General features: G+C 66.9%; 13 protein-coding genes. 2 read left to right on the forward strand and 11 right to left on the reverse strand.

The window, feature by feature from the left end; all coding sequences use genetic code 11:
* Position 1: 1 nt before the first annotated feature.
* The 10 genes from TO66_RS16025 to TO66_RS16070 form a co-directional block, all read right to left on the reverse strand.
* A complete protein-coding gene (locus TO66_RS16025) occupies positions 2-775 on the reverse strand; it encodes an HpcH/HpaI aldolase/citrate lyase family protein (RefSeq protein WP_044463250.1) in 774 nt (257 codons plus the stop codon).
* Positions 769-2,637 (reverse strand): IucA/IucC family siderophore biosynthesis protein, encoded by a 1,869-nt coding sequence (locus TO66_RS16030; protein WP_177330405.1) that lies wholly within the window; start codon positions 2,635-2,637, stop codon positions 769-771. The genes TO66_RS16025 and TO66_RS16030 overlap by 7 nt, the downstream gene beginning before the upstream one ends.
* Before the next feature lie 12 nt (positions 2,638-2,649).
* On the reverse strand, positions 2,650-4,059 hold the full coding sequence (locus TO66_RS16035) for a DHA2 family efflux MFS transporter permease subunit (RefSeq protein WP_177330440.1): 1,410 nt from the start codon (positions 4,057-4,059) through the stop codon (positions 2,650-2,652).
* Positions 4,059-5,279 (reverse strand): type III PLP-dependent enzyme, encoded by a 1,221-nt coding sequence (locus tag TO66_RS16040; protein WP_044463253.1) that lies wholly within the window; start codon positions 5,277-5,279, stop codon positions 4,059-4,061. Before TO66_RS16040 ends, TO66_RS16035 begins: the two co-directional genes overlap by 1 nt.
* The gene (locus tag TO66_RS16045) at positions 5,272-7,071 is read right to left on the reverse strand and encodes an IucA/IucC family siderophore biosynthesis protein (RefSeq protein WP_044463254.1); all 1,800 of its coding nucleotides are present in this window, start codon (positions 7,069-7,071) and stop codon (positions 5,272-5,274) included. The genes TO66_RS16040 and TO66_RS16045 overlap by 8 nt, the downstream gene beginning before the upstream one ends.
* Before the next feature lie 233 nt (positions 7,072-7,304).
* A complete protein-coding gene (locus TO66_RS16050) occupies positions 7,305-8,681 on the reverse strand; it encodes a diaminobutyrate--2-oxoglutarate transaminase (RefSeq protein ID WP_044466059.1) in 1,377 nt (458 codons plus the stop codon).
* 349 nt (positions 8,682-9,030) lie between these two features.
* Complete coding sequence (locus TO66_RS16055; RefSeq protein ID WP_044463255.1) at positions 9,031-11,454, reverse strand: TonB-dependent receptor; 2,424 nt, start codon at positions 11,452-11,454, stop codon at positions 9,031-9,033.
* A gap of 67 nt (positions 11,455-11,521) precedes the next feature.
* Complete coding sequence (locus TO66_RS16060; protein ID WP_044463256.1) at positions 11,522-12,496, reverse strand: FecR domain-containing protein; 975 nt, start codon at positions 12,494-12,496, stop codon at positions 11,522-11,524.
* Positions 12,496-13,005 carry a sigma-70 family RNA polymerase sigma factor gene (locus TO66_RS16065; protein ID WP_044463257.1) on the reverse strand — a complete coding sequence of 170 codons (510 nt, stop codon included), beginning with the start codon at positions 13,003-13,005 and terminating at the stop codon, positions 12,496-12,498. The genes TO66_RS16060 and TO66_RS16065 overlap by 1 nt, the downstream gene beginning before the upstream one ends.
* Before the next feature lie 757 nt (positions 13,006-13,762).
* Positions 13,763-15,907, reverse strand: coding sequence for a phosphocholine-specific phospholipase C (locus TO66_RS16070; protein WP_044463258.1), 2,145 nt, complete (start codon positions 15,905-15,907; stop codon positions 13,763-13,765).
* A 290-nt stretch (positions 15,908-16,197) separates the two neighbouring features.
* On the opposite strand from TO66_RS16070, the gene TO66_RS16075 reads away from it, so the two are divergent.
* A complete protein-coding gene (locus tag TO66_RS16075) occupies positions 16,198-18,798 on the forward strand; it encodes a membrane protein (protein ID WP_044463259.1) in 2,601 nt (866 codons plus the stop codon).
* A 33-nt stretch (positions 18,799-18,831) separates the two neighbouring features.
* On the opposite strand, the gene TO66_RS16080 is transcribed toward TO66_RS16075, so the two are convergent.
* Positions 18,832-19,737, reverse strand: a complete 906-nt coding sequence (locus tag TO66_RS16080) for a helix-turn-helix domain-containing protein (RefSeq protein ID WP_044463260.1) — start codon at positions 19,735-19,737, stop codon at positions 18,832-18,834.
* A 163-nt stretch (positions 19,738-19,900) separates the two neighbouring features.
* On the opposite strand from TO66_RS16080, the gene TO66_RS16085 reads away from it, so the two are divergent.
* Complete coding sequence (locus TO66_RS16085; protein ID WP_044463261.1) at positions 19,901-21,259, forward strand: glutamine synthetase family protein; 1,359 nt, start codon at positions 19,901-19,903, stop codon at positions 21,257-21,259.
* Positions 21,260-21,460 lie beyond the last annotated feature (201 nt).

The raw sequence follows: 21,460 nt of genomic DNA on the forward strand, positions 1-21,460 counted from the left end.
ATCAGTTTCCTTCTAGAGAAAGGGTGGCCAGCCTGGCCTGGAGGGCACGGAAGGCGATGCCGCGTTCGTCGCCGAGGACAAAGGCGCGGACCCCGCGCTCGCGCCAGCGCGCCACGTCGCCCGGTTGCCGGGGAATCGCGCAGTACGGTACGCCGGCGTGATCGGCCGCCTGCCAGGCCTCGAGCAGGGCTTGCTGCACCGGCAACTGGTCGATCTGCCAGGGCATGCCCAGGGATTGCGAAAGGTCGGCGGCGCCTTCGAGGATCAGGTCCAGGCCCGGCACCGCGGCGATCTGCGCGGCGTTCGCCACGCCGGCGGTGCTTTCGAGCATCGCCACCAGCATGATCTGTTCGTTGGCCTGCCCCACGTACTGCGCCAGGCTGTGCTTGCCGAAGCTGCCGGGGCGCCCGGCGTTGAGGCTGCGCTGGCCCAGCGGGTGGTACTTGCAGGCGGCGATCGCCGCCTGCAGCTGCTCGGCGGATTCGATCATCGGCAGCACGATGCCCTGGGCACCGCCGTCGAGCAGGCGCAGCAGGGTCTTCGGGTTGAGGTCGGCGACCCGCACCAGGGGCGTCAGCTCGTAGGCTTCGGCGGTGCGGATCATGTGCTCGACGGTTTCCGGGTTGATCAGCACATGCTCCATGTCGATGATCACGAAGTCGAAGCCGGCCTCGGCGATCAGCTCGATGGCCGCCGGCGCCGGGATCGACGCGATCAGCCCGTACACCGTCTGCCCGGCGGCGAGCTTGCGTTTGAGCTGGTTGGTTCTCAGCATGCGTGCGGCCTGTAGGCGTGGAGTGGGTTGGGCACCGACTTGAAGCGCCGCTCGCCGTCGCCGAGCAGTCGGCGCTTGGTCAGTTCCTCGACTTCGTAGCTCGGCGCGAACACGTCGAACAGGCCGAAACGGTCGCGGTGCTGCGGGTGGGCGGCCTGGTAGTCGAGTATCACCTCGGCGGTCAGGCCCCAGAACCGGCCTTCGTCCAGCTGGTAGTGCTGGCGCAGGAAGATCGCCATTTCCGCCAGGCAGATGAAGAAGAAACAGTCGCAGGAGAAATCCCGCACCGCGTTGACGTCATCGGTGAGGATGAAGGAGTTGCGGTTGAGCTTGGCGTGGCTGGCCGGCAGCGGCACCAGTTGCGGCGCCAGCTCGGGCCGCGCCAGGTGCGCCGGCGAGTAGCGCACGCCGTCGTGGAAGTCTTTCAGGGCGATCCGTTGCGGCCAGCCCTGCTTGACGATCAGCACGATGTTCTGGCCGTGGGACTCCATGCCGATGCCTTCGGCGTAGAGCATGTGGATGATCGGCGGCACCGTCACCTGCAGCAGCTGGCGGGTCCAGGCCTCGAGGCCGTACTGGCGGATCCAGGCGTCGATGAACGGCTGCTGCGGGCCAGAGCCGTAGCGGTTCTCGACATGGCTCAGGCCGTTGAACGGCACGGCCTGTTCGTCCGCCTTCAGGTAGTGGTGGATGCTCTCGCGCCAGATCGCCCCCAGGGTGCCGTAGGTTTGCGGGCCGCGGGACTCGGGCAGGTGCTGGTAGTCGAAGCTGACCCCGGCCACCTCGCCGAGGATCACGAAATCCAGCTGGCGCGCGGTGCTGTCGCTGGCGATCAGCTGTTGCAGCCAGTCGGTGATGATCGGCCCGTTGAGCACCGTGTGCCGCGCCAGGATGCGGGTGCTGGAAGTGTTGGTCATGCTCATGGCCAGCTTGACGTAGGGCCGTTCCCGGGCCGTGGCGTTGGCCAGGGTGCGGATCGACTGCTGGGCCTTGTACTGGTCGTCCGAGGTGCCGAGGTAGATCAGCTCGCCGCTGAGCAACTCCGGGTAGAAGCTCGGCACTATGACCTTTTCCCACTGCCAGGGGTGGACCGGCAGCAGTTGGTAATCGTCCAGCGCCCTGCCCTGGCTGGCCAGTTGCTGCTCGACCTGCTGCCAGCGCGCGGCGCCCAGTTCCTGCTGGATAAAAGCCGGGAAGTCGAGGTTGCGTGAATGGTTGAGCGCCGCGCGATTACGCGCCACCGCCAGCCAGACCACGGCGATCGGCGTGGCGAACTCGGGGCCGTAGGCCTGGTTGTCGGCCAGGGAAAAACCGATCCGCGACTTGTAGCAGGGGTGATAGCTGTGGGCGTCCATGAAGTGCTGCTCGAGGGCGTCCACGTCCAGTTCGTGGGCCGGCCCGGCGGCCTGGTAGCCCTGGCTGCGGGCCTGCAGGTCGTTGAGCCGGGTCTGTTGCAGTTCGAGGATGAAGCGCTCCAGGTGCGGGCTGTCGCGGTAGTCGCCGAGCAGCTCGGCCAGGGCCTGGTGCAGGTCCGGCACGCTGTGCCGGCCGTGGCTGTCGACCCGTTCCAGGCTCGCGCAATCCAGGCGGATCAGCGCGAAGCTGGCGCTGAGCAGGCCGTTGCAACGGTACTCCACCCGCTCCCGGGCGCCATCGACGCCCGGCACCACGAAGCGGTGCAGGCCGTGTTCCAGCGGTGTGCTGGCGAATTCCAGCACGCCTTCGTACAGCAGGGTCTGCAACAGCTGGCCGACCACCCGCTGCTGCACTTTTTCGTCGATCCGCGGATCGACCGTGGCCAGCCAGGCGCCGGAGGCGGTGCCGCTGCTGGAGGTTGCCGGGGTTGCAGTCGCCATGTTCATACCTTCAAAGGATTAACGGTGTTCGAGCGCGCCGGGCAGGGCCTCGGCGCGCTCGTCGGAAAGGGGAAAACGCCAGGCGCAGGGCAGCGCCAGCAGCACCAGCACGCCGGTGACCACGAACACTTCGCTGATCGCCAGCGACAGGCCCGCCTGCGGGCCCGGGCCGCCTGCGGCGTGACGGAACTCCAGCCACAGCGAGGCGATGACGATGGCCAGCGACGACACCAGGCGCCGCGAGATGTTGTTCATCGCCGCGCCCTGGGTGACCATCGGTTCGGGCAAGGCATTGAGCCCGGCGGTGGTCACCGGCATGTAGGACAGGCCCAGGCCGGCGCCGCGCAGCATCATCAGGGCGAACACCAGGCCGATCCCGGCGCTGGCCGGGAACAGGCCCAGGGCCAGGGTCGAGAGCCCGGTCAGCAGCAAGCCGATCGACACCACCCGGCGCGGCCCGTGGCGGTCCAGGGCGCTGCCACCGAGGCGCCCGAACAGGCTGGCGAACACCGCGGTGCACAGCAGCGCCAGGCCGGTCCACAGCGGGCTGTAGCCGAGCACCGTCTGCACCAGCAGCGGCAGCAGCACCAGGCACTCGAACATGCCCACCGACTGCACCACGGCGATGATCACGCTCAGGCGATAACCGCGCAGGGCGAAGATCCGCAGGTTGAGCAGCGGCGCCTCGCGGCGCAGTTCCAGGCGCACGAAGGCCACCAGGCACAGCAGCGCCGCCAGTAACATGCCGAGGTTCACAGGATCCGCCAGGGCGGCGGCATGGCGCAGGCGGCTGATGGCGACCATCAGCAGGCCGATGCCCGAGGCGATCAACAGGTAGCCGGCCAGGTCGAACGGCTTGCGCTCGACCGGCTCCGAGGGCGGCAGGATCGCCAGCCCCATCAGCAGCGCAAGCACGCCGACCGGCACGTTCATCAGGAACAGCGAACGCCAGCTGAACCACTCCAGCAGCAGGCTGCCGCACAGCGGCCCCACGGCCGGCGCGAGCATCACCGCGGCGCCCCACAGGCCGGTGACCCGGCCGCGCTCGTGCTTGGCGTACACGGCGAAGATGATCGCCAGCGACAGCGGGATCATCAGCCCGCTGGCGATGCCCTGCAGCACCCGCGCGGCGATCACCAGGGCGATGGAGTCGGCCAGGGCGCCGAGCAAGGAGCCGGCCACGAACAGCGCCACGCCCCACAGGTACAGCGGCCGCCGCCCCAGGCGCTGGCTGAGGAAGCTGGTCAGGGGCATGGTCATGCCCATGCTGGTCATGAACGCCGCGACTATCCAGGTGGCCATCAGCGGGCCGATGGCGAACGCCTGCATGAAGGCCGGCAGCGCCGGGTTCAACGAGCTGTTGTTGAGGCTCACGGTCAGGGTGCCCAGCAGCACATTGACCACCACCCAGCTACGTGGCGCCTGGATCACTGCGACGCTCCTGCGAGCAACTCGCCCTGGCGCAGGAAGTGCTGCACCGGCCGCGGGTGGCAGAGGAAGTCGGCGTGGGAGATGTTGTAGCCGTAGGCCCCCGCCATGGGCAGCACCAGCAGGTCGCCGACTGCCACGCCCTTGAGCGGCTGGGCCCGGCTGAGCACATCCTTGGGCGTGCACAACTGGCCGACCACGGTCCAGGCCTGCTCCGGCGCATGGGCATCGCGCGGGCCGCGCGGCAGGTGGATCAGCGGATGGTCGTGGCTCTGCGCCGCCGGCAGGCGGAACTGGTGGGTGCCGCCGCGGCACACCAGGAAATGCTCGCCGTGGCTGGTCTTGGTATCCAGCACCTCGATCACGTAGTAGCCGCAGAAGGCGCTGATAAAACGCCCGGGTTCGAAGCGCAGGACCGGCGCGCCGGCGCCCTGCTCCGCCAGCCGCCGCTCCAGGTGGCGGCACAGGCGCTGCCAGTCGAATTGCCGGCCGCCGAGGTAGTCGACGCCGATGCCGCCGCCGACATTCAGGTGGGTCAGCTCTTCGGGGTGCGCGGCCAGGGCCCGCCAGTGCGTCCAGCGTTGCAGGTAGAAATCCAGCAGTTGCTCATGGCGCTCCACCGAGTGCTGGTGGGACATGGCGTGCACGTGGAAGCCCTTGAGGCGCAGGTGGCTGGCGCGCTCGACCCTGTGCACGGCCTCGGCCAGGTCCGCCTCGTCGATGCCGAACGGCGTGGCCGTGCCGGCCATGGCCAGGCGGCTCGACTGGTTCTGCGGCAACTGCGGGTTGATGCGGATGAACACCGCCTGCACCCTGCCCGCCTCCACGGCCAGGCGTTGCAGGCGCTCGATCTCGTTGAGGCTTTCCAGGTGCACCGCTTCCACCTGCCGGGCCAGGGCTGCGCGCAGGTCGGAATCGAGCTTGCCGGGCCCGGAAAACACATAGGGCTTGCGCGTCGGGCAGGCCATCACCCGCTCGATCTCGCCGCCCGAGGAAATCTCGAAGCCACTGACCAGCGGCGCCAGCGCGGCCAGCACCGGCGCTTCGCTGTTGGCCTTGATCGCGTAATACAGCTCGACCCCGGCCGGCAACGCCGCCATCACCTGGCGCACATGGGCCTGCAAGGCATCGAGGTCGTAGATGAAGGCGGCCAGCGGATCGGCGCTGCCGGCCCGGGCCTGGTCGATGGCGCTCAGCAGCGCCGCGGACAACTCAGCCATAACGGGCCTCCTCGCTCCACGGCGAACACAGGCTGACGTAGCCGGCCTGGCGATCGGCCTTGGCCGCCAGGCGCACCTTGAGGTTGGTCTTGCAGGCGATCGGCTGGCCGGCGATCAGCGCGTCCAGCTCCGGCGCCGGGCGCACCAGCTCGTCGCGGATCTGCCGCAGCTGGCGCTCGACCCGCCGCCACATGGCCGGCGCCAGGTGCGGGCGCTCCCAGCTCAGGGCCAGCACCGCCTCGGACAGGTTGTTGATCAGCAGGCAATAGGTGATGCGGCTCCAGCCCTGCGCCCGGGAATACAGCAGCGACTGGCGCACCCGCGGGTGCAGGCCGACCTCGATCTGCGCCATGCCCAGCTCGTCGGTGAGCTTGACCCCCTCGAAATCCCGCAGCAGCAGCTGTTGCGGCTGGCCCCGGTCGTGGATCAGCACGCTGTTCTGCAAGTGCGGCTCCATCACCACGCCGTGGTTGAAGAACAGCGCCAGCACCGGCCGCAGCAGCAGCGCCTGGTAGCGGTCGAACCACTCGATCAGTTGCTCGTCGGCCAGCTCGCGGGCGTTGAAGCCTTGCAGGAAGTCATGCACCAGCGGCCGCGAATGGATGTCGCGGGCGAACAGGGTGCCGGCCATCACGCTGCGCTCGGCGCCGGCGCGGCGGCAGAAGTTTTCCCGCAGGATCGCCCCGGTCTGTTCGCGGAACCAGTGCGCGTCGGCTTCGCTGGCCTGGGCCGGGGCCCAGCTCATGGAACCCGGCTCGGCCACTGCCGACAGGCCGCCGAGGGTCGCGGCCTGGGTCTGCTGCAGGCGCTGGAACAGCTGGTCGATGATCAGCGTGCTCTCCAGCTCGTACCAGGCGTTCTTGCGCACGCAATTGGTGATGCGCACGTTCAGCGAGCCCTTGATGAAAAAGTCATGGTCCTCGATGTACCAGGTGCGCATCGAGGCGGTCGGGCTGGCGAGCGGCCCGGTGGCGCCGTGGTCGACCACTTCGCCCTGATCCAGCAGGCGCTGCACGCGGCGGTCCTGCATGAACAGCTCGGCCTGCACCGGGTGCATGCAGATCATCGCGCGGTCCGGGCGGGCCCGGCGCTGGTCGGCGAAACCGGCCATGACCTGGGCTTCGCTGAGGCCGTTGGCGGTCACGCGCAAGCCCTGGCGCGGCACTTCGAACAGGTGCAGCGCGGTGCGCGCCTGGAACTCCGGGGCGTAGGTTTCCTGGGCCAGGTGCGCCGGCCACAACCGCGCCTTGGGCGCCGGGTGGTTGGGGTGGCCGAACCACAGGCCCTGTTCGCTGGCCAGGTAGCCGCTGAGCGGCGCCGGGCCCTGGCCGTCCATGTTGTGCGCGACGATCGCCGCGGTCAGCGACTGGCTTTGCAGCACCTGGTCCAGCAGCTCGTCGTTGCTGGCCCGGGTCATGTGCTCGCAGGCGCCGAGCAACTGCTCGACGAACTCGGCGAAGGCCAGGCAACGCCAGCTTTCGCCTTCACGCCGGGCGTACACATCCGACAGGTAGCGGTGGCTGCCCAGGTGGTCACGGCGGTCGACCATGACGAAGAACTGCTGCCGGTTGGGCAGCTCGATGGTCAGCGGGATGCCCTTCCATTCCAGGCCGTCCAGGTAGCTGCCGGGAGGAATGCCCTGCATCTCTTTCGGCCAGTGATAGCCGAGGCAGTTTTCCGGCAGGGCGAACTCCTTGATCAGGCAATTGAGCAAGGCTCTTGTGGTTGCCAGTTCGCTGACCATCTTCGATAAAACATGTTTCGACAACATATCGCGCTCTGAATAGTTCATAAAAGGCTCCACAGTAGCCATGCGATACTGGCCACGTTATGTCGCGACAAAGAGTTAGTTGCTTGCCAGCCACTTCCAACAGCCGACAAGTACCCGCCAGGCGACACTCGCCCGTTTGCACTTGCAATAAAAAAACCGTGACCCGAAGTTGTTATGAGTCGCTGGCAAAGTGTGAAAAACGACACACTTTCATGGGCACGCCCGACACTCGCCTACTTCCCGGCCAGCCCACTTCAGGCGCGCTGTTGCAACAAGGCATCGGCCACCGCGCGGCTGAACCGCTGCACCACTTGCCGGCATTGCTCGTCGTCGATCACCAGCGGCGGCAACAGGCGGATCACATTGCCGCGGCGCCCGCCGCGCTCCAGCAGCAGGCCCTGCTTGAAGCAGTGCTGCTGGATGGCCACGGCCAGGGCCGGATCCGCCGGAAAGTGCCCGAGGCGGTCGGCCGGCTGGCGCTCGTCGACGATCTCGATGCCCAGCATCAGGCCCAGCCCGCGCACCTGGCCCAGGGCCGGATAGTCCTGGCGCAGGGCGTCCAGCTGGGTCTTGAGCCACTGCCCGCGGCGCTCGGCCAGCGCCGCGACGTTCTGCTCGCTCAATACCTGCAGGGTCGCCAGGCCCGCGGCCATGGCCATCTGGTTGCCGCGGAAGGTCCCGGCGTGGTTGCCCGGCTCCCAGGCGTCGAACTCGCGCTTGATGCCCAACACCGCCATGGGCAGGCCGCCGCCCACCGCCTTGGACATGACGATCATGTCCGGCTCGATGCCCGCGTGCTCGAAGGCGAACATCCGCCCGGTGCGGGCGAACCCGGCCTGCACCTCGTCGAGGATCAGCACAATGCCGTGCCGGCGCGTCACCTCGCGGATCGCGCGCAGCCAGCCGGCCGGCGCGCAGTTGACCCCGCCCTCGCCCTGCACCGCCTCGAGGATCACCGCCGCCGGCAGCGACACGCCGCTTTCCACGTCGTCGATGAACTGGCTGAAGTAATGGGTCAGCGCCTCGATTCCGGCCTCGCCGCCGATGCCCAGCGGGCAGCGGTATTCATGGGGGTACGGCATGAACTGCACGCCCGGCATCAGGCCGGCGATGGCGTGTTTCGGCGCGGTGTTGCCGGTCAGCGCCAGGGCGCCGTGGGTCATGCCGTGGTAGGCGCCGCTGAAGCTGATCACGTTGTGCCGCCCGGTGTGGGTCTTGGCCAGCTTCAGCGCCGCTTCCACCGCATCCGCGCCGGATGGCCCGCAGAACTGCAGGCAGTAGTCGCGGCCCTGGCCCGGCAGCAGGCCGAGCAGGGTTTCGCTGAAGGCGTCCTTGACCGGGGTGGTCAGGTCCAGGGTGTGCATCGGCAGGCCCGAGGCGAGGAAGCTGTCGAGGCTGGCCATGATCGCCGGGTGGTTGTGCCCCAGGGCCAGGGTGCCGGCGCCGGCCAGGCAATCCAGGTAGGTCTTGCCCTCGACGTCGGTGACCCAGACCCCATGCGCCTTGGCGATCGCCAGGGGCAACTTGCGTGGGTAACTGCGCACATTGGATTCGAACTTGCCTTGTCGGGCGAGATAATCGGCGTTGGTCTTTTGCAGAGGACTAGTATGCAATATGCCATCATTCAACATCTGTTCACCCTCGTTAAATTCGACATGCAAATTATTATCATTAATAAAAAGGCGCAACTGCTTATTCGAACTTATTTGGAAATTTACATAGTCTTTCCAGGCATAAGTTAAATATAAGCGCGCACGCCGACAGCCCGGTTTTAAAACCAGGTAAAAACATTAACAACGCCATTAACTGGCCATATGAATGCCATCTTTCCGGCAACTTGCTTAGTTGCCATTACATGGCCAATACCTCTTCAAGAGGCGGCACGTTCATCAAGTGATAACGGGCATGCATCCTTCCTCGACCGCGAGGCGGTCATGACGGCGCTGCGCCCTTCCCTGTGGCGCCCTGCGCTGCGTCTTTTTAGAAACCCACGGTGGCCGACAGCAGCAGGGTCCGTGGGGTCGCCAGGGTCAGTCCCGGTTCGCTGTCATCCGAGGCGCCGGCGGAACTCCAGTAGCGTTTGTCCAGCACGTTCTCGACGTTGGCGCGCAAGGTGACGTGCTTGTCGTCGACCTTGAAGGCATACCGCGCACCCAGGTCGAAACGCTCCCAGGAGTCGATTTCCTTGCTGTTGGCCTGGTCCAGGTACTGCGAGCTGGAATAGATGCCGCGGGCGGTCAGGGTCAGGCCCTGGACTTTCGGCACGTCCCACTCGGCGCCCAGGTTGACGTTGTACTTTGGCGTGGCCGGCGCGCGGTTGCCGTCGAAGGTGCCGTTGGTGGTGTCCTTCAGTTCGCTGTCGATGTACATGACCCCGCCCAGCAGGCGGAAGCCCTTGAGCGGCTCGCCGAACACGCTCAGCTCCACGCCGTCGTTCTGGCGCTTGCCGTTGGGGCCGAACACCCGGGTGGTGGCGTTGGTCTCGTAGGCCGGCTGCTTGATGCGGAACACCGCGGCGGTCAGGGCGAAGGCGCCGGCGTCGTACTTGGCGCCGGCCTCGACCTGGCGGCTGATGAACGGCGGGAAGATTTCGTCCTCGTTGATCGAGGTCGAGGGGGCGATCTTGCCCTGGCTCAGGCCTTCCATGTAGTTGACGTACAGCGACAGCTCGTCGGTGGCCTTGAACAGCAGGCCGCCCGAAGGCGAGACCTTTTCCTCGTCGTAGGCGGTGTCGCCCTTGATGCCGTCGCTCCAGTCGTCGACCTTGACCCGTTGCCAGCGCGCGCCGAGGGTCAGCAGCAGGCGGTCGTCGAAGAAGCCCAGGGTGTCGGACAGCGCCACGCCGCTGAAGCGGTTCTCGGTGTAGACCTTGGGATCGAAACGCGTCGGCCGCGACGGGGTCGGCGTCGGCCGCGGGTTGTAGAGGTTGCTCGGCGACGCGGCGTAACGCGCGCCGCCATTCTCGAAGTCCATGTAGAAGTAGCTGGCCGCCAGGTTGACCTCATGGCTCACCGGGCCGGTGTGGAACCAGCTGCGCACGCCCGCGGTGGTGGTGCGCACGTTTTCGTCGCGGGTGAAGTCGCGCGGCTGCACGCTGAAATCGCCGGCGTCGTTGGTGATCGACACCGCGTGGCGCAGGAAGTCGTGGTTGCTTTTGCGCGCGCCGACGCCGCCGTAGAGCATGATCGAATCGTTGACGTCGTATTCGGCGTTGAACGTGCCGAAGGTGTCCTTGGTCCGCGCCTTGCTCCAGGCCTGCGCATAGTTGTGCCGCACATCGTCGGCGTCCGGCACCTTGGCGTTAGGGCCTATCTGCACCCGCTCCTGGGGCGCGTCGGTGTCGCGCTCGGTGTGGCCGATGTCGGTCGACAGGCGCAGGCGTTCGCCGCGGAAATCCAGGCCCAGCACGGCCATCTGACGGTCGACGCTCTGGTGGTCCCACTTGGTGTCGCCGGACTGCTTGACCGCGTTCAGGCGCACGCCGAACTGGTTGTCCTCGCCGAAGCGCCGGCCGACATCCACCGCGCCGCCGACCTGGCTGTCGGAGGCGTAGCTGCCGGTGAACTCGGTGATCGGCTGGTCGGTGGCGCGCTTGGGCACCACGTTGATGCCACCGCCGACGCTGCCCCGCGGCGAGATGCCGTTGATCAGCTGGGTCGGGCCCTTGAGGATGTCCACCCGGTCGGCCATTTCCATGTCGATGGTGTAGGTCGGCAGCACGCCGTACAGGCCGTTGTAGGCCACATCGCTGTTGAACAGGCTGAAGCCGCGGATGGTGAATTGCTCGTAGCGCCCGCCCGCCGGGTTGGTGGCGCGCACCGAGGGGTCGCTGGCGATCAGGTCGCCCAGGGTCCGCGCCTGCTGGTTCTTCACCGCCTCGCTGGTGTAGGTGGTCATGCTGAACGGCGTTTCCATGAAGTCCTTCGAGCCCAGCAGGCCCTGGGAGCCGCGCCGCGCCACCTGGCCGCCGGCGAACACATCGCCGCCGGTGGCGGTGCCAGCGCCGAGGATCGAGGTCGGCGCCAGTTGCAGGCTGCCGCCCTCCGGCGCCGGTGCCAGGATATAGGCCTGCTCGCCCACCGCCTGCAGTTGCAGGCCGGACCCTTGCAGCAGACGGGCGAAACCCTCCTCCACCCCATACTCGCCGGACAGGCCGCTGCTGTTACGGCCACTGACCAGTTGCGGGTCGACCGACAGGTTGACCCCCGCCAGGCCGGCGAAGCGGGTCAGCGCGGCGCTCAACGGGCCGGCCGGCACCTGGTAGCTGCGCCGGTCGGCATCGGCCGCCCAGCCGGACGGGATCAGCAACGGGCTGGAACTGAGGGTCAGCATGAGGCCCAAATGCAACAACGGACGCAGGCCCGGCGACACCGGGCGCAAACGGAAAGGCAATACTGCGGGCATGGGAGGAAGCTCTCGTTTTTTGTTCACTTACCTGGAATGACCGGCGAGGTGAAAAAAAGGGACAGCTTCAGCCGATATTTTTTTCCGCGGCGTTTGCCGCAGGGTTTTGGCGCGGCACCAGGGTGACCCAGTAGCGGGTGCGCGAATGCACCTCCAGCGGCAGGCTGGCGGCCAGCAGCGCCAGCACCCGCTCGGTGTTGTCGAGGCGGAAGCTGCCGGTGACGCGCAGGTTTTCCAGCGCCGGGTCCCAGCGCAACAGGCCGGGACGGTAACGGCTCAGCTCGCGCAGGAAATCCCCCAGCGGCTGGTTCTGCGCCATCAGCACCCCGTCGCGCCAGCCCGGCAGCAAGGCGTCGAAGGCATCGATCTGCCCCGCGCCGTCGGCGCGCAGCCTGATGCGCTGGCCGGCATTGAGCACCAGCTGCGGCCCCTGCAAGGGTTGCAGCTGCACCGAGCCGCTGATCACCGACACCCGGCAATCGCGCTCGTTGAGGCGCACGCAGACTTCGCAGCGGCTGGCGATGATCCGTCCATAGGGGGCCTGCAGGGCCAGCGGCGCGTTGCCATTGACCTTGAGCGCCATCTCGCCGCGCACCAGGCTGACCTGCCGCGCGCCCAGGTCGACGTTGACCGCGCTGGCGGTGTTCAACTGCAAGGTGCTGCCGTCGGCCAGGACCACCGAGCGATGTTCGCCGGTGGCGGTCTGCAGGTCGGCGCGCCACACGTCCAGCGGCAGCTGGCGCGCCAGCAGCCAGGCGGTCGGCACCAGCGCGGCGACGCCCAGGGCACGCTTGAGCACCGCGCGCCGCGACGGTTCGGGGCGATCCAGGGTGGCCATCGCCAGCGCCGGGGGCAAGGCGGAAAAACGCTGGCGCAGCGACTGCGCCTTCTGCCAGGCGCTTTCGTGCCGGCTGTTGCTGTTGCGCCAGTGTTGCAGGCGCGCGTGATCGTCGGCGTTGGCCGCCCCGGACTCCAGCAGCGCCAGCCACTGGGCGGCGGCGCGGGCCACCTCGCGGGCTTCGCCGGACGGCGCGGCGCGCATCACAGCTCCACCAGCAGGCAGTGTTCGTAGGCCTGGGCCATGTAGCGCTTGACGCTGCGTTCCGAGACGTCGAGGCGCTCGGCGATCTCGCGGTAGCCCAGGCCTTCGAGCTGGCTCCAGAGAAACGCCCGGCGCACCACCGGCGGCAGGCCGTCGAGCAGTTCGTCCAGGGCTTGCAGGGTCTCCAGCAGCACCCAGCGCTGCTCCGGCGACGGCACGCTGTCTTCGGGCAGGCTGGCCAGCGCATTCAGGTAGGCCTGCTCCAGCTTGCGGCGGGTGTGGAAGTTGCTCAGCAGGCGCTTGCCCACGGTCACCAGGTAAGCCCGCGGCTCGCGCAGGTCGACCAGTTGCTGGGAGCTGGTCAGCACGCGCAGGAAGGTGTCCTGGCTCAGGTCCGCCGCATCCCAGGCGTTGCCCATGCGATGGCGCAGCCAGCTCTCGAGCCAGCCTCGATGATCGCGGTACAGGGCATGTAGGCTGTGCTCCGATGGCGTCGCTGCTTCAATCATGTCAAGAGGCCCTGCGCGAAGGATGAAACAAATGAGACTGATTCTAATTAATATTCATGTCGCAAACCAAGCCCTTTCGTGTGATCGGCTTCTTGTTTTCATGGCGCGGGAATAATCGGCGGGCGCCCTGGAACAAGGGTCCCAGGGCGTGGCGGTGTCGGTGTAGCCGCTGCCAAGCGCCAGCGAGGCTGCGAACGACAACGCAGTTGCCGCAAAACCTGAGTCCGCGATCCGCCAGGTTAAATGCGTCGCCTGGATTGCGACCGCTGCGCGATCGATCGCAGCCTCGCCAGGGCTCGGCAGCGGCTACAGGAACGGCGGTGTCTGTAGCCGCTGTCGAGCGCCAGCGAGGCTGCGAACGGCAACGCAGTGGCCGCAAAACCTGAATCCGCGAGGTGCCAGGTTAAATGCGTCGCCTGGATTGCGACCGCTGCGCGATCGATCGCAGCCTCGCCAAGGCTCGGCAGCGGCTACAAGAACGGCGGTGTCTGTAGCCGCTGTCGAGCGACAGCGAGGCTGCGATCGGCAACGCAGTTGCCGCAAAACCTGGGTCCGCGATCTGCCTGGAAAACCGCATCGCCCGGTCTACGGGGCTACGCCCCGATCGCAGCCTCGCCAAGGCTCGGCAGCGGCTACAAGAACGGCGGTGTCTGTAGCCGCTGTCGAGCGACAGCGAGGCTGCGAACGGCAAAGCAGTTGCCGCCATGCGATCTGCCTGGAGAAACCCGGCGTCTTGCGCGCCGGGCCCCAGGCGTGGTTACACGCCCATCAACGGATCGCTGATGCTGTGCGCACCGGTTTCCAGGCGCCCGGCCAGGCGCCGCAGCCAGCCGCCTTCGGCGCGCACGGTGAAGTCGTACCAGCCACCGCTGGCGTGGCAGCTGAACATCTGGTGCACCTCGCTGCGCCCGCGCACCTCGAAATGCCATGGCCCCTGCTGGGTGTAGGGGCAACGCTCGATGGTGATCGACACGGCGTCCTTGCCCGGGTTGCTCAAGGTCAGTTGCAGGTTGTTGCCGCGGCTGAACATCGACACCTCGGGCTGGCGCAGCAGCAGGTTGCCGTGGAAGCTGCGGTGGAAGCCGTTGGGGCCCAGCAGCCACAACTTGTAGTGCCCGGCGGTCTGCCAGCTGTCTTTCAGGTGCTTGCCCGCCTCCACCGTGTAGCGGCGCGGAACGTCGAGCAGGTGCAGGCGATCGTAGACATGGAACACCGCGCCCTGGTCGCCGCTGTTCTGCATATCGAGGGTGAAGCTCAAGGCCTTGCGCTTGGCCTTGGCCTCGACATTCAGGCGATACGGCAAGGCCCGCGAAGGCCGCGCCACGCGCTGCTGGTGCGGCAGTTGCTGGCGGCTGGCGTCCGGCAGCGGCACCTGGGCCAGTTGTTCCTGGCGCTGGCGCAGCAGGTCGGCGGCCTGGCGGGTGGTGGTGTGCAGCGGCGGCAGGATCTCGCTGTTGGGGTTGACGAAGTTGAAGGCCGAGGTCAGGTCGCCGCACACCGCGCGGCGCCAGGCACTGATGTTCGGCTCGCGCACGCCGAAGCGCTTCTCGAGAAATTGCAGGACCGAGGTGTGGTCGAACGCCTGGGAGTTGACCCAGCCGCCACGGCTCCAGGGCGACAGCACCAGCATCGGCACCCGCGGCCCGGGGCCGTAGATACCGCCGTCCGGGCGCGGTTGCTGGGTGGTGCCGGGGGGCGCCGCGTGGGTGAACACTTCACTGTCGAAGTCCACCGTGGACTTGCCGGCGAAGCTGCCGTCCAGGCGCCGCGAGGGCGCCGACGGCGACGGCAGGTGGTCGAAGAAGCCGTCGTTCTCGTCGTAGTTGACCAGCAGCACGGTCTTGCTCCAGACCTCGGGGTTGTCGGTCAGCGCCTTGAGGATTTCCTGGGTGAACCAGCCGCCCTGCACCGGGCTCGACGGCCCCGGGTGTTCGGAATAGGCCGCCGGCGCGACGATCCAGCTGACCTGGGGCAGCTTGCCCTGCTGCACGTCGTTGCGAAACCCCGCGAGCATGCCTTCCAGGTCGCTGCCGCTGCGCGCCGGCAAGGTGTTGCCATTGCCCTTGTACAGCGGCACCCGGGCATTCAGCGCATCGCTGTAGGGCACAAACCCGGTAAAACCGTCCGGCGGCTGCGCCGGGTTGCCGGCGGCCACGCTGGCGCGGCGGTACTGGCGAAAACCGGCCAGCGGGTTGTCGCCGAAGTTGTCCGGCAGGTACTGGTAGATCTTCCAGCTCACGCCCCGCTCTTCCAGGCGCTCGGGGTAGGTCTTCCAGGTGTAGCCGACGTCCACCGCGCCCGGGCCGTCCCATTCGTTGACCACCGCCGCCACGTTGGCCCCGGTCGGACCGTTGGTGCCGGTCCAGTGGAACAGGCGGTTGGGGTTGGTCCCGGCGTGCACCGAACAGTGGTAGGCGTCGCACAGGGTGAAGGTGTTGGCCAAGGCGAACTGGAACGGCAGTTCCTGCTCGCGGTAGTAGCCCATGGAAGTGTGGGTCTTGAAGGTCGGCCAGGCGCTCATGCGCCCGCTGGCCCAGGCCGCGTGCTCGTCGATCCACGAGTGCGGCGTGCCGTTGACCCGCTGCGCGTTGCCCCGCGAGCTGTCCAGGTGATACGGCAGCACCAGGCGCCCGATGCCCTGCTGCTCCCACACCGAACGCTTGCCGGGCAGCGGGATGGTGAAGCGGTCGCTGAAGCCGCGCACCCCGGGCAAGGTGCCGAAGTAGTGGTCGAAGGAGCGGTTTTCCTGCATCAGGATCACCACATGCTCGACGTCGCGGATGGTCCCGGTGCGGTTGTTGGCGGGAATCGCCAGGGCCTGGCGGATGGAGTCGGGCAGCAAGGTAAAGGCCGATCCGATAGCAGCGGCCTGCATCAGCTTCCTGCGGGTAAGAGTAGGCATACGCGGTTGAATTCCTTGAAGTTACAGAGCGGGAAATAACGACCCACGCAAAGTAGTGACCTCAAGTAACAGCCAAGTTACATGGCGGTTGCAGGCCGGGGTCAAGGCGCTTATTGATACTGATATAGCCGCTTTATCATCATAAACAGCTGATTTTTAATAACATTTCAAAATAAATAATATTTCGTGAACTTCACTTCGCGCAGAACGTTCCAGCGGCAGAAATGTGACGTGGTTCTGCTTTACTCCTGTAAGCAGATTGCCACTACTTCACCCGCAAGGAGCGCGTCATGGACCTGAAACAGCACTACCAGGGAGAACGCGAACGCATCGAACACCGCCGGGCCACCCTGGGACTCACACCCCCGCCCGGCCCGGAAAAACCGCCGCTCAAGCCCTGGGGCCTGGCATTGTCCGGGGGCGGTATCCGCAGCGCCACCTTCTGCCTCGGGGTGCTGCAGGCGATGACCCGGGCCAGGGCGCCTGAACCCTCGGCTGACAAAGACGAGGTCGGCAACAGCCTGCTGCCGCGCTTCGACTATCTGTCCACGGTCAGCGGTGGCGGCTACATCGGCAGCTTTTTCGCCAGCCTGTTCATCCCCGATCGCCTGCGCAAGGGACCGCCGCCAGCGCCACAGACGGCCCGGGCGGCGGCCGCCAATGCCTACAAGGTCCTGCACTACGAGCCACCCGGGCGCATCAGCACCGGCATCGACTACCTCAAGGAAGAGGTCGGCATGGGCCCCACGGCCTGGCTGCGGGAAAACGGCCGCTACCTGACCCCGACCGGCTCCGGAGACACCCTCTACGCCCTGGCGATCACCTGGCGCAACTGGCTGTCGCTGCATTTCGTGATCGGCATGCCGATCGTCCTGGCCCTCACCTTGCTGATGCTCCTGCAACTGCTCCTGGTGCCCGACCTGTACCTGCTGCCGGCAGCGGTATTTGTCCTCGGCCTGTTGCCCTGCGGGCTGGCGTATTGGCTGGTGCTGCCGCAAACGAGCCTGAGCGATCCCCCTGCCCTTGGAAACCTGGCCGCCATCCTCTGCGGGGTGGCCGCCGCGGTGTTCCTCATCGCCTCGCCGTTCGTGGGCGAAGGCTACAACACGCCGAACGTGGGCGACCTGTTCCTCGGTTTCAGTGCGATCGCCTTCCTCGGCCTCGCCTATGCCTGGGGCCTGGTCCGCAGCCTGGCGCGCCGCGACCGCCAGGCCAGCGGGCAGAACGGTCTGTTCACGGTGCGCAACTACCGGGTCGAGGTCACCCGCCTGCTGGCGCGGATAATCATGGGCCTGGGCGGGCTGCTGTTCGCCGCGTTCCTGGTGTCGCTCTCCGAAACCCTCTACCTGCACCTCAAGACGCTGACCCAGGGCACCCTGGGCATCCTGCCGGTGCTGATCTGGCTGGTGCGACGCCTGGCGCTGCTGCGCGACGAGAAAACCCTGCCGGACTGGCTGCGCCAGCTGCCCCTGGACGTCATGGCGCTGCTGGGCGGCATCCTGCTGCTGGCGGCGGTCTGCCTGGCGTGGATGCTGTTGGTGGTGTGGGTCAGCGCCGACGGCAGTGTGCGCCTCGAGGAAAGCGGCCACCTGCCGCGGCTGGTCCTGCTGGTGCTGGTCGCGGCCGGCCTGACCTGGGTCAGCAGCCGCTTCGTCGGCTTCCTCAACACCTCCTCCTTGCAGTCCTTCTACAGCGCCCGCCTGGTGCGCGCCTACATGGGCGCTTCCAACGGCAAGCGCTTCAACGGCACCACGGAACAGCGGCGCAAGCACATGAGCGTGGCCGAACCGCTGCGCGACGACGACATCAGCGTCAAGGACTACTACGACGCGGCGAACGCCGGTCCGCTGCACCTGATCAACGTGACCATGAACCTCACGGTGGACCCCGCCGAGCAACTGGTGCAGCGCGACCGCAAGGGCAAGCCGCTGTGCCTGGCGCCGGGCAGCCTGCCGGACGCAGGCACCTTCCTCCTCGATGGCAAGCTCTACCCGCGCAAACTGGACGACATGCCCAGTTCGGAAATCGCCTATCCACTGACCATCGGCCAATGGATCGGCGTCTCCGGCGCCGCGTTCACCACCGGCCTGGGTCGCGCCACCAACCTGGGCATGTCGCTGCTGCTGGGGCTGGCGAACATCCGCCTGGGCAACTGGTGGCCCGGCTGTTTCGACGACCCCTGCCGCCAGGCCGGCCGCGACACCCTGGGCGCGAAGATGTCGCGCTGGCTGCCGACCCATACCTACCTGTTCTACGAGCTGACCGCGCACTTCCACGGCCACCGCCGCACCTACCAGTACCTCTCCGACGGCGGCCACTTCGAGAACACCGCGGCTTACGAGCTGCTGCGCAAGGAGCGTGAGGTCGAACTGATCGTACTGTGCGACTGTGGCTGCGATCCCGATTACCAGTTCGAAGACCTGAGCAATCTCATTCGCCTGGCGCGCATCGACCATGGCCTGGAGATCCGCGAGGACACAACCATCGTCGACGACGAAGTGCTGAAAGAGGTGTTCGGCACCCTGGCACAGCTCAAGGCCAAGCCTTCGACCGGCGACCGGCGTTGCGCGCTGTTGCTCAATGTCTATGCCGGCGATGCTGCCAACACCCTGGTCAGCCGTATCCTGGTGCTCAAGCCGCGGCTGATCGCCTCGGTGTCGCTGGACGTGCAGCACTACGCCCAGGCCAACCCGGCCTTTCCCAACCAGACCACCGTCGACCAGTTTTTCGACGAGGCCCAGTTCGAAAGCTATCGCCAGCTCGGCCGGAGCATTGGCCTGCAGGTGTTCGGCGGCGGCCCCGACGGCGATGCCGTGGCCAATGCGCTATGGGCGCATTTCAAGAAGACGCCGGCTGGCGCCGCGCAAGCGCCCAGCTGCGAGGACGACTGAAGCCGCCGCACGCCGGCGGGCCACCTCGAACGCTCAGCGTTGCCCGCGTTTCAGGGTTTCGCTGGGCAACTCCTTGAACAGCGCCCGGTAGCTGCTGGAAAACCGCCCCAGGTGCCAGAACGACCAGCGCATCGCCACCTCGGCCACGGTGGTTTCGTCGGGGCCGCGGGCCAGCAGTTCGCGGTGCGCGCTGTTCAACCGGCGCAGGCGCAGCCACTGGGTCGGCGCCATGCCGGCGAAGGCCTTGAACGCGCTCTGCAACTGGCGCAGGGAGACCCCGGCCACCTGCGACAGCTCCAGCAGGTTGAGGCTGTCTTCCGGCCCGTCCGCCGCCCACTCCGCGACCCGCTGCATGATCGCCCGCTCCTCGGCGCGCCGGCGCAGGCCGCCGCCGTCGAGGCGCGCGCAGGCGTTGTCGAGAATGAACAGGCAGTCGTCGAGCAGCTGTTGGGTCAGGGCTTCGCGGCTCGGCGGATCGAGGGTCTGCGACAAGCGCGTCAGCGTCGCGCTTAGCCAGCGGCTGAACAAGGCGTTCTGCCCGCAATTGAGCGGCGCCAGGAACAGGCCGTCCAGGCGCCGGGCCTCGAGGCCGTGGCCACGAACGAATTCCGGGCCGAACACCACGGCGATTTCCTGGTAGTTCTCCGGGGTGATCCAGATGTTGCGGCTTTCGCCATTGAGCAGGTACAGGGCGTTGTCGCTGCGATCGAAACAGAACGCCAGGGAGTCCTCGGGGGCGCTGAAATTCTGCTCGACCCGGGTGTTCATGCATTCCTCGTAGATCTGCACCCCCTGCAGGTCCAGGTAGCGCACCTGCCCGGCGAAATGCCCGGGCGACATCTGTTGGTAATGCTGGACCCAGCCCGGGGTGGCACGGATCTGATCGGCCACATCGAAGGTGTTGAAGGCCTGGACCTGAAGAGCTGTCGACGCTGTCATGGGATGACCTTGCGCACTCTTTTGGTGCGCTTTGGTGCTGCTTAAAGTGGATAGATGGAACCGCAAGGGTTGCCCAAGATAGTCGCCAACGCGTCACAGGGGAAGCCTTGCCGGGCGACCCGAATGGCTGTGAGCGTCACCGACAATCATTGACGAGGTCCTTATGAATGCCCCTTTCGATCAGCTGTCTGCCTGGCTGAAAGAACACAAGATTACCGAAGTGGAATGCGTGGTCAGCGACCTGACCGGCATCGCTCGCGGCAAGATAGCGCCCACCAACAAGTTCCTGCATGAGCGAGGCATGCGCCTGCCGGAAAGTGTGCTGTTGCAGACGGTAACCGGGGACTTCGTCGACGACGATATCTATTACGACCTGCTGGACCCGGCCGACATCGACATGGTCTGCAGCCCCGATGCCGCCGGCGTGTACCTGGTGCCCTGGGCCCTGGAACCGACCGCCATCGTCATCCACGACACCTTCGACAAACTCGGCAACCCCATCGAACTGTCGCCGCGCAACGTGCTGAAGAAAGTCCTGCAGCTGTACGCCGACAAGGGCTGGCAGCCGATCGTCGCGCCGGAAATGGAGTTCTACCTGACCCAGCGCTGCGAAGACCCGGACCTGCCGCTCAAGGCGCCGCTGGGCCGCTCCGGCCGCGCCGAAAGCGGACGCCAGTCGTTCTCCATCGATGCCGCCAACGAGTTCGACCCGCTGTTCGAGGATGTCTACGAGTGGTGCGAGGCCCAGGGGCTGGACCTCGACACGCTGATCCACGAAGACGGCCCGGCGCAGATGGAAATCAACTTCCGCCACGGCGACGCCCTGGACCTGGCCGACCAGATCACCGTGTTCAAGCGCACCCTGCGCGAGGCCGCGCTCAAGCATGACGTGACCGCCACCTTCATGGCCAAGCCGGTGGCCGACGAGCCCGGCAGCGCCATGCACCTGCACCAGAGCGTGGTCGACAGCGCCACCGGAAGGCCAATCTTCGCCGACGCCGAAGGGCGCATGAGCGAGTTGTTCCGCCACCACATCGGCGGCCTGCAGAAGTACATCCCGCAGGTGCTGCCGATGTTCGCGCCCAACGTCAATTCGTTCCGCCGCTTCCTGCCGGACACCTCGGCGCCGGTCAACGTCGAGTGGGGCGAAGAGAACCGCACCGTCGGCCTGCGCGTGCCGACTTCCAGCCCCGAGGCCATGCGCGTGGAAAACCGCCTGCCCGGCGCCGACGCCAACCCTTACCTGGCGATTGCCGCGAGCCTGCTGTGCGGTTACCTGGGCATGGTCGAGGGCATCGAGCCGAGCGCTCCAGTGGAAGGCCGCGCCTATGAGCGGCGCAACCTGCGCCTGCCGATCACCATCGAAGACGCCCTGACCCGCATGGAAGAGAGCCCGACCATCGAGCGCTACCTGGGCCACAAGTTCGTGCGCGGCTACGTGGCGGCCAAGCGCGCCGAGCACGAAAACTTCAAGCGCGTGATCAGCTCCTGGGAACGCGAGTTCCTGCTGCTCAGCGTCTGATTCGACCCTGTGCCCTGTAACCCTGCGGTCCTGTAGCCGCTGCCGAGCCTTGGCGAGGCTGCGATCGGCGGCGCAGCCGTCGTAAACCCTGCAACCCCGTTGCATCAGGCACACCGCATGCACTGGTTTGGCGAGGACTGCGTCCTCGATCGCAGCCTCGCTGGCGCTCGGCAGCGGCTACAGGACAGGACAGGGCTACAC

It is taken from the genome of Pseudomonas sp. MRSN 12121 (assembly GCF_000931465.1).
In the GTDB taxonomy this organism is placed as follows: Bacteria; Pseudomonadota; Gammaproteobacteria; order Pseudomonadales; family Pseudomonadaceae; genus Aquipseudomonas.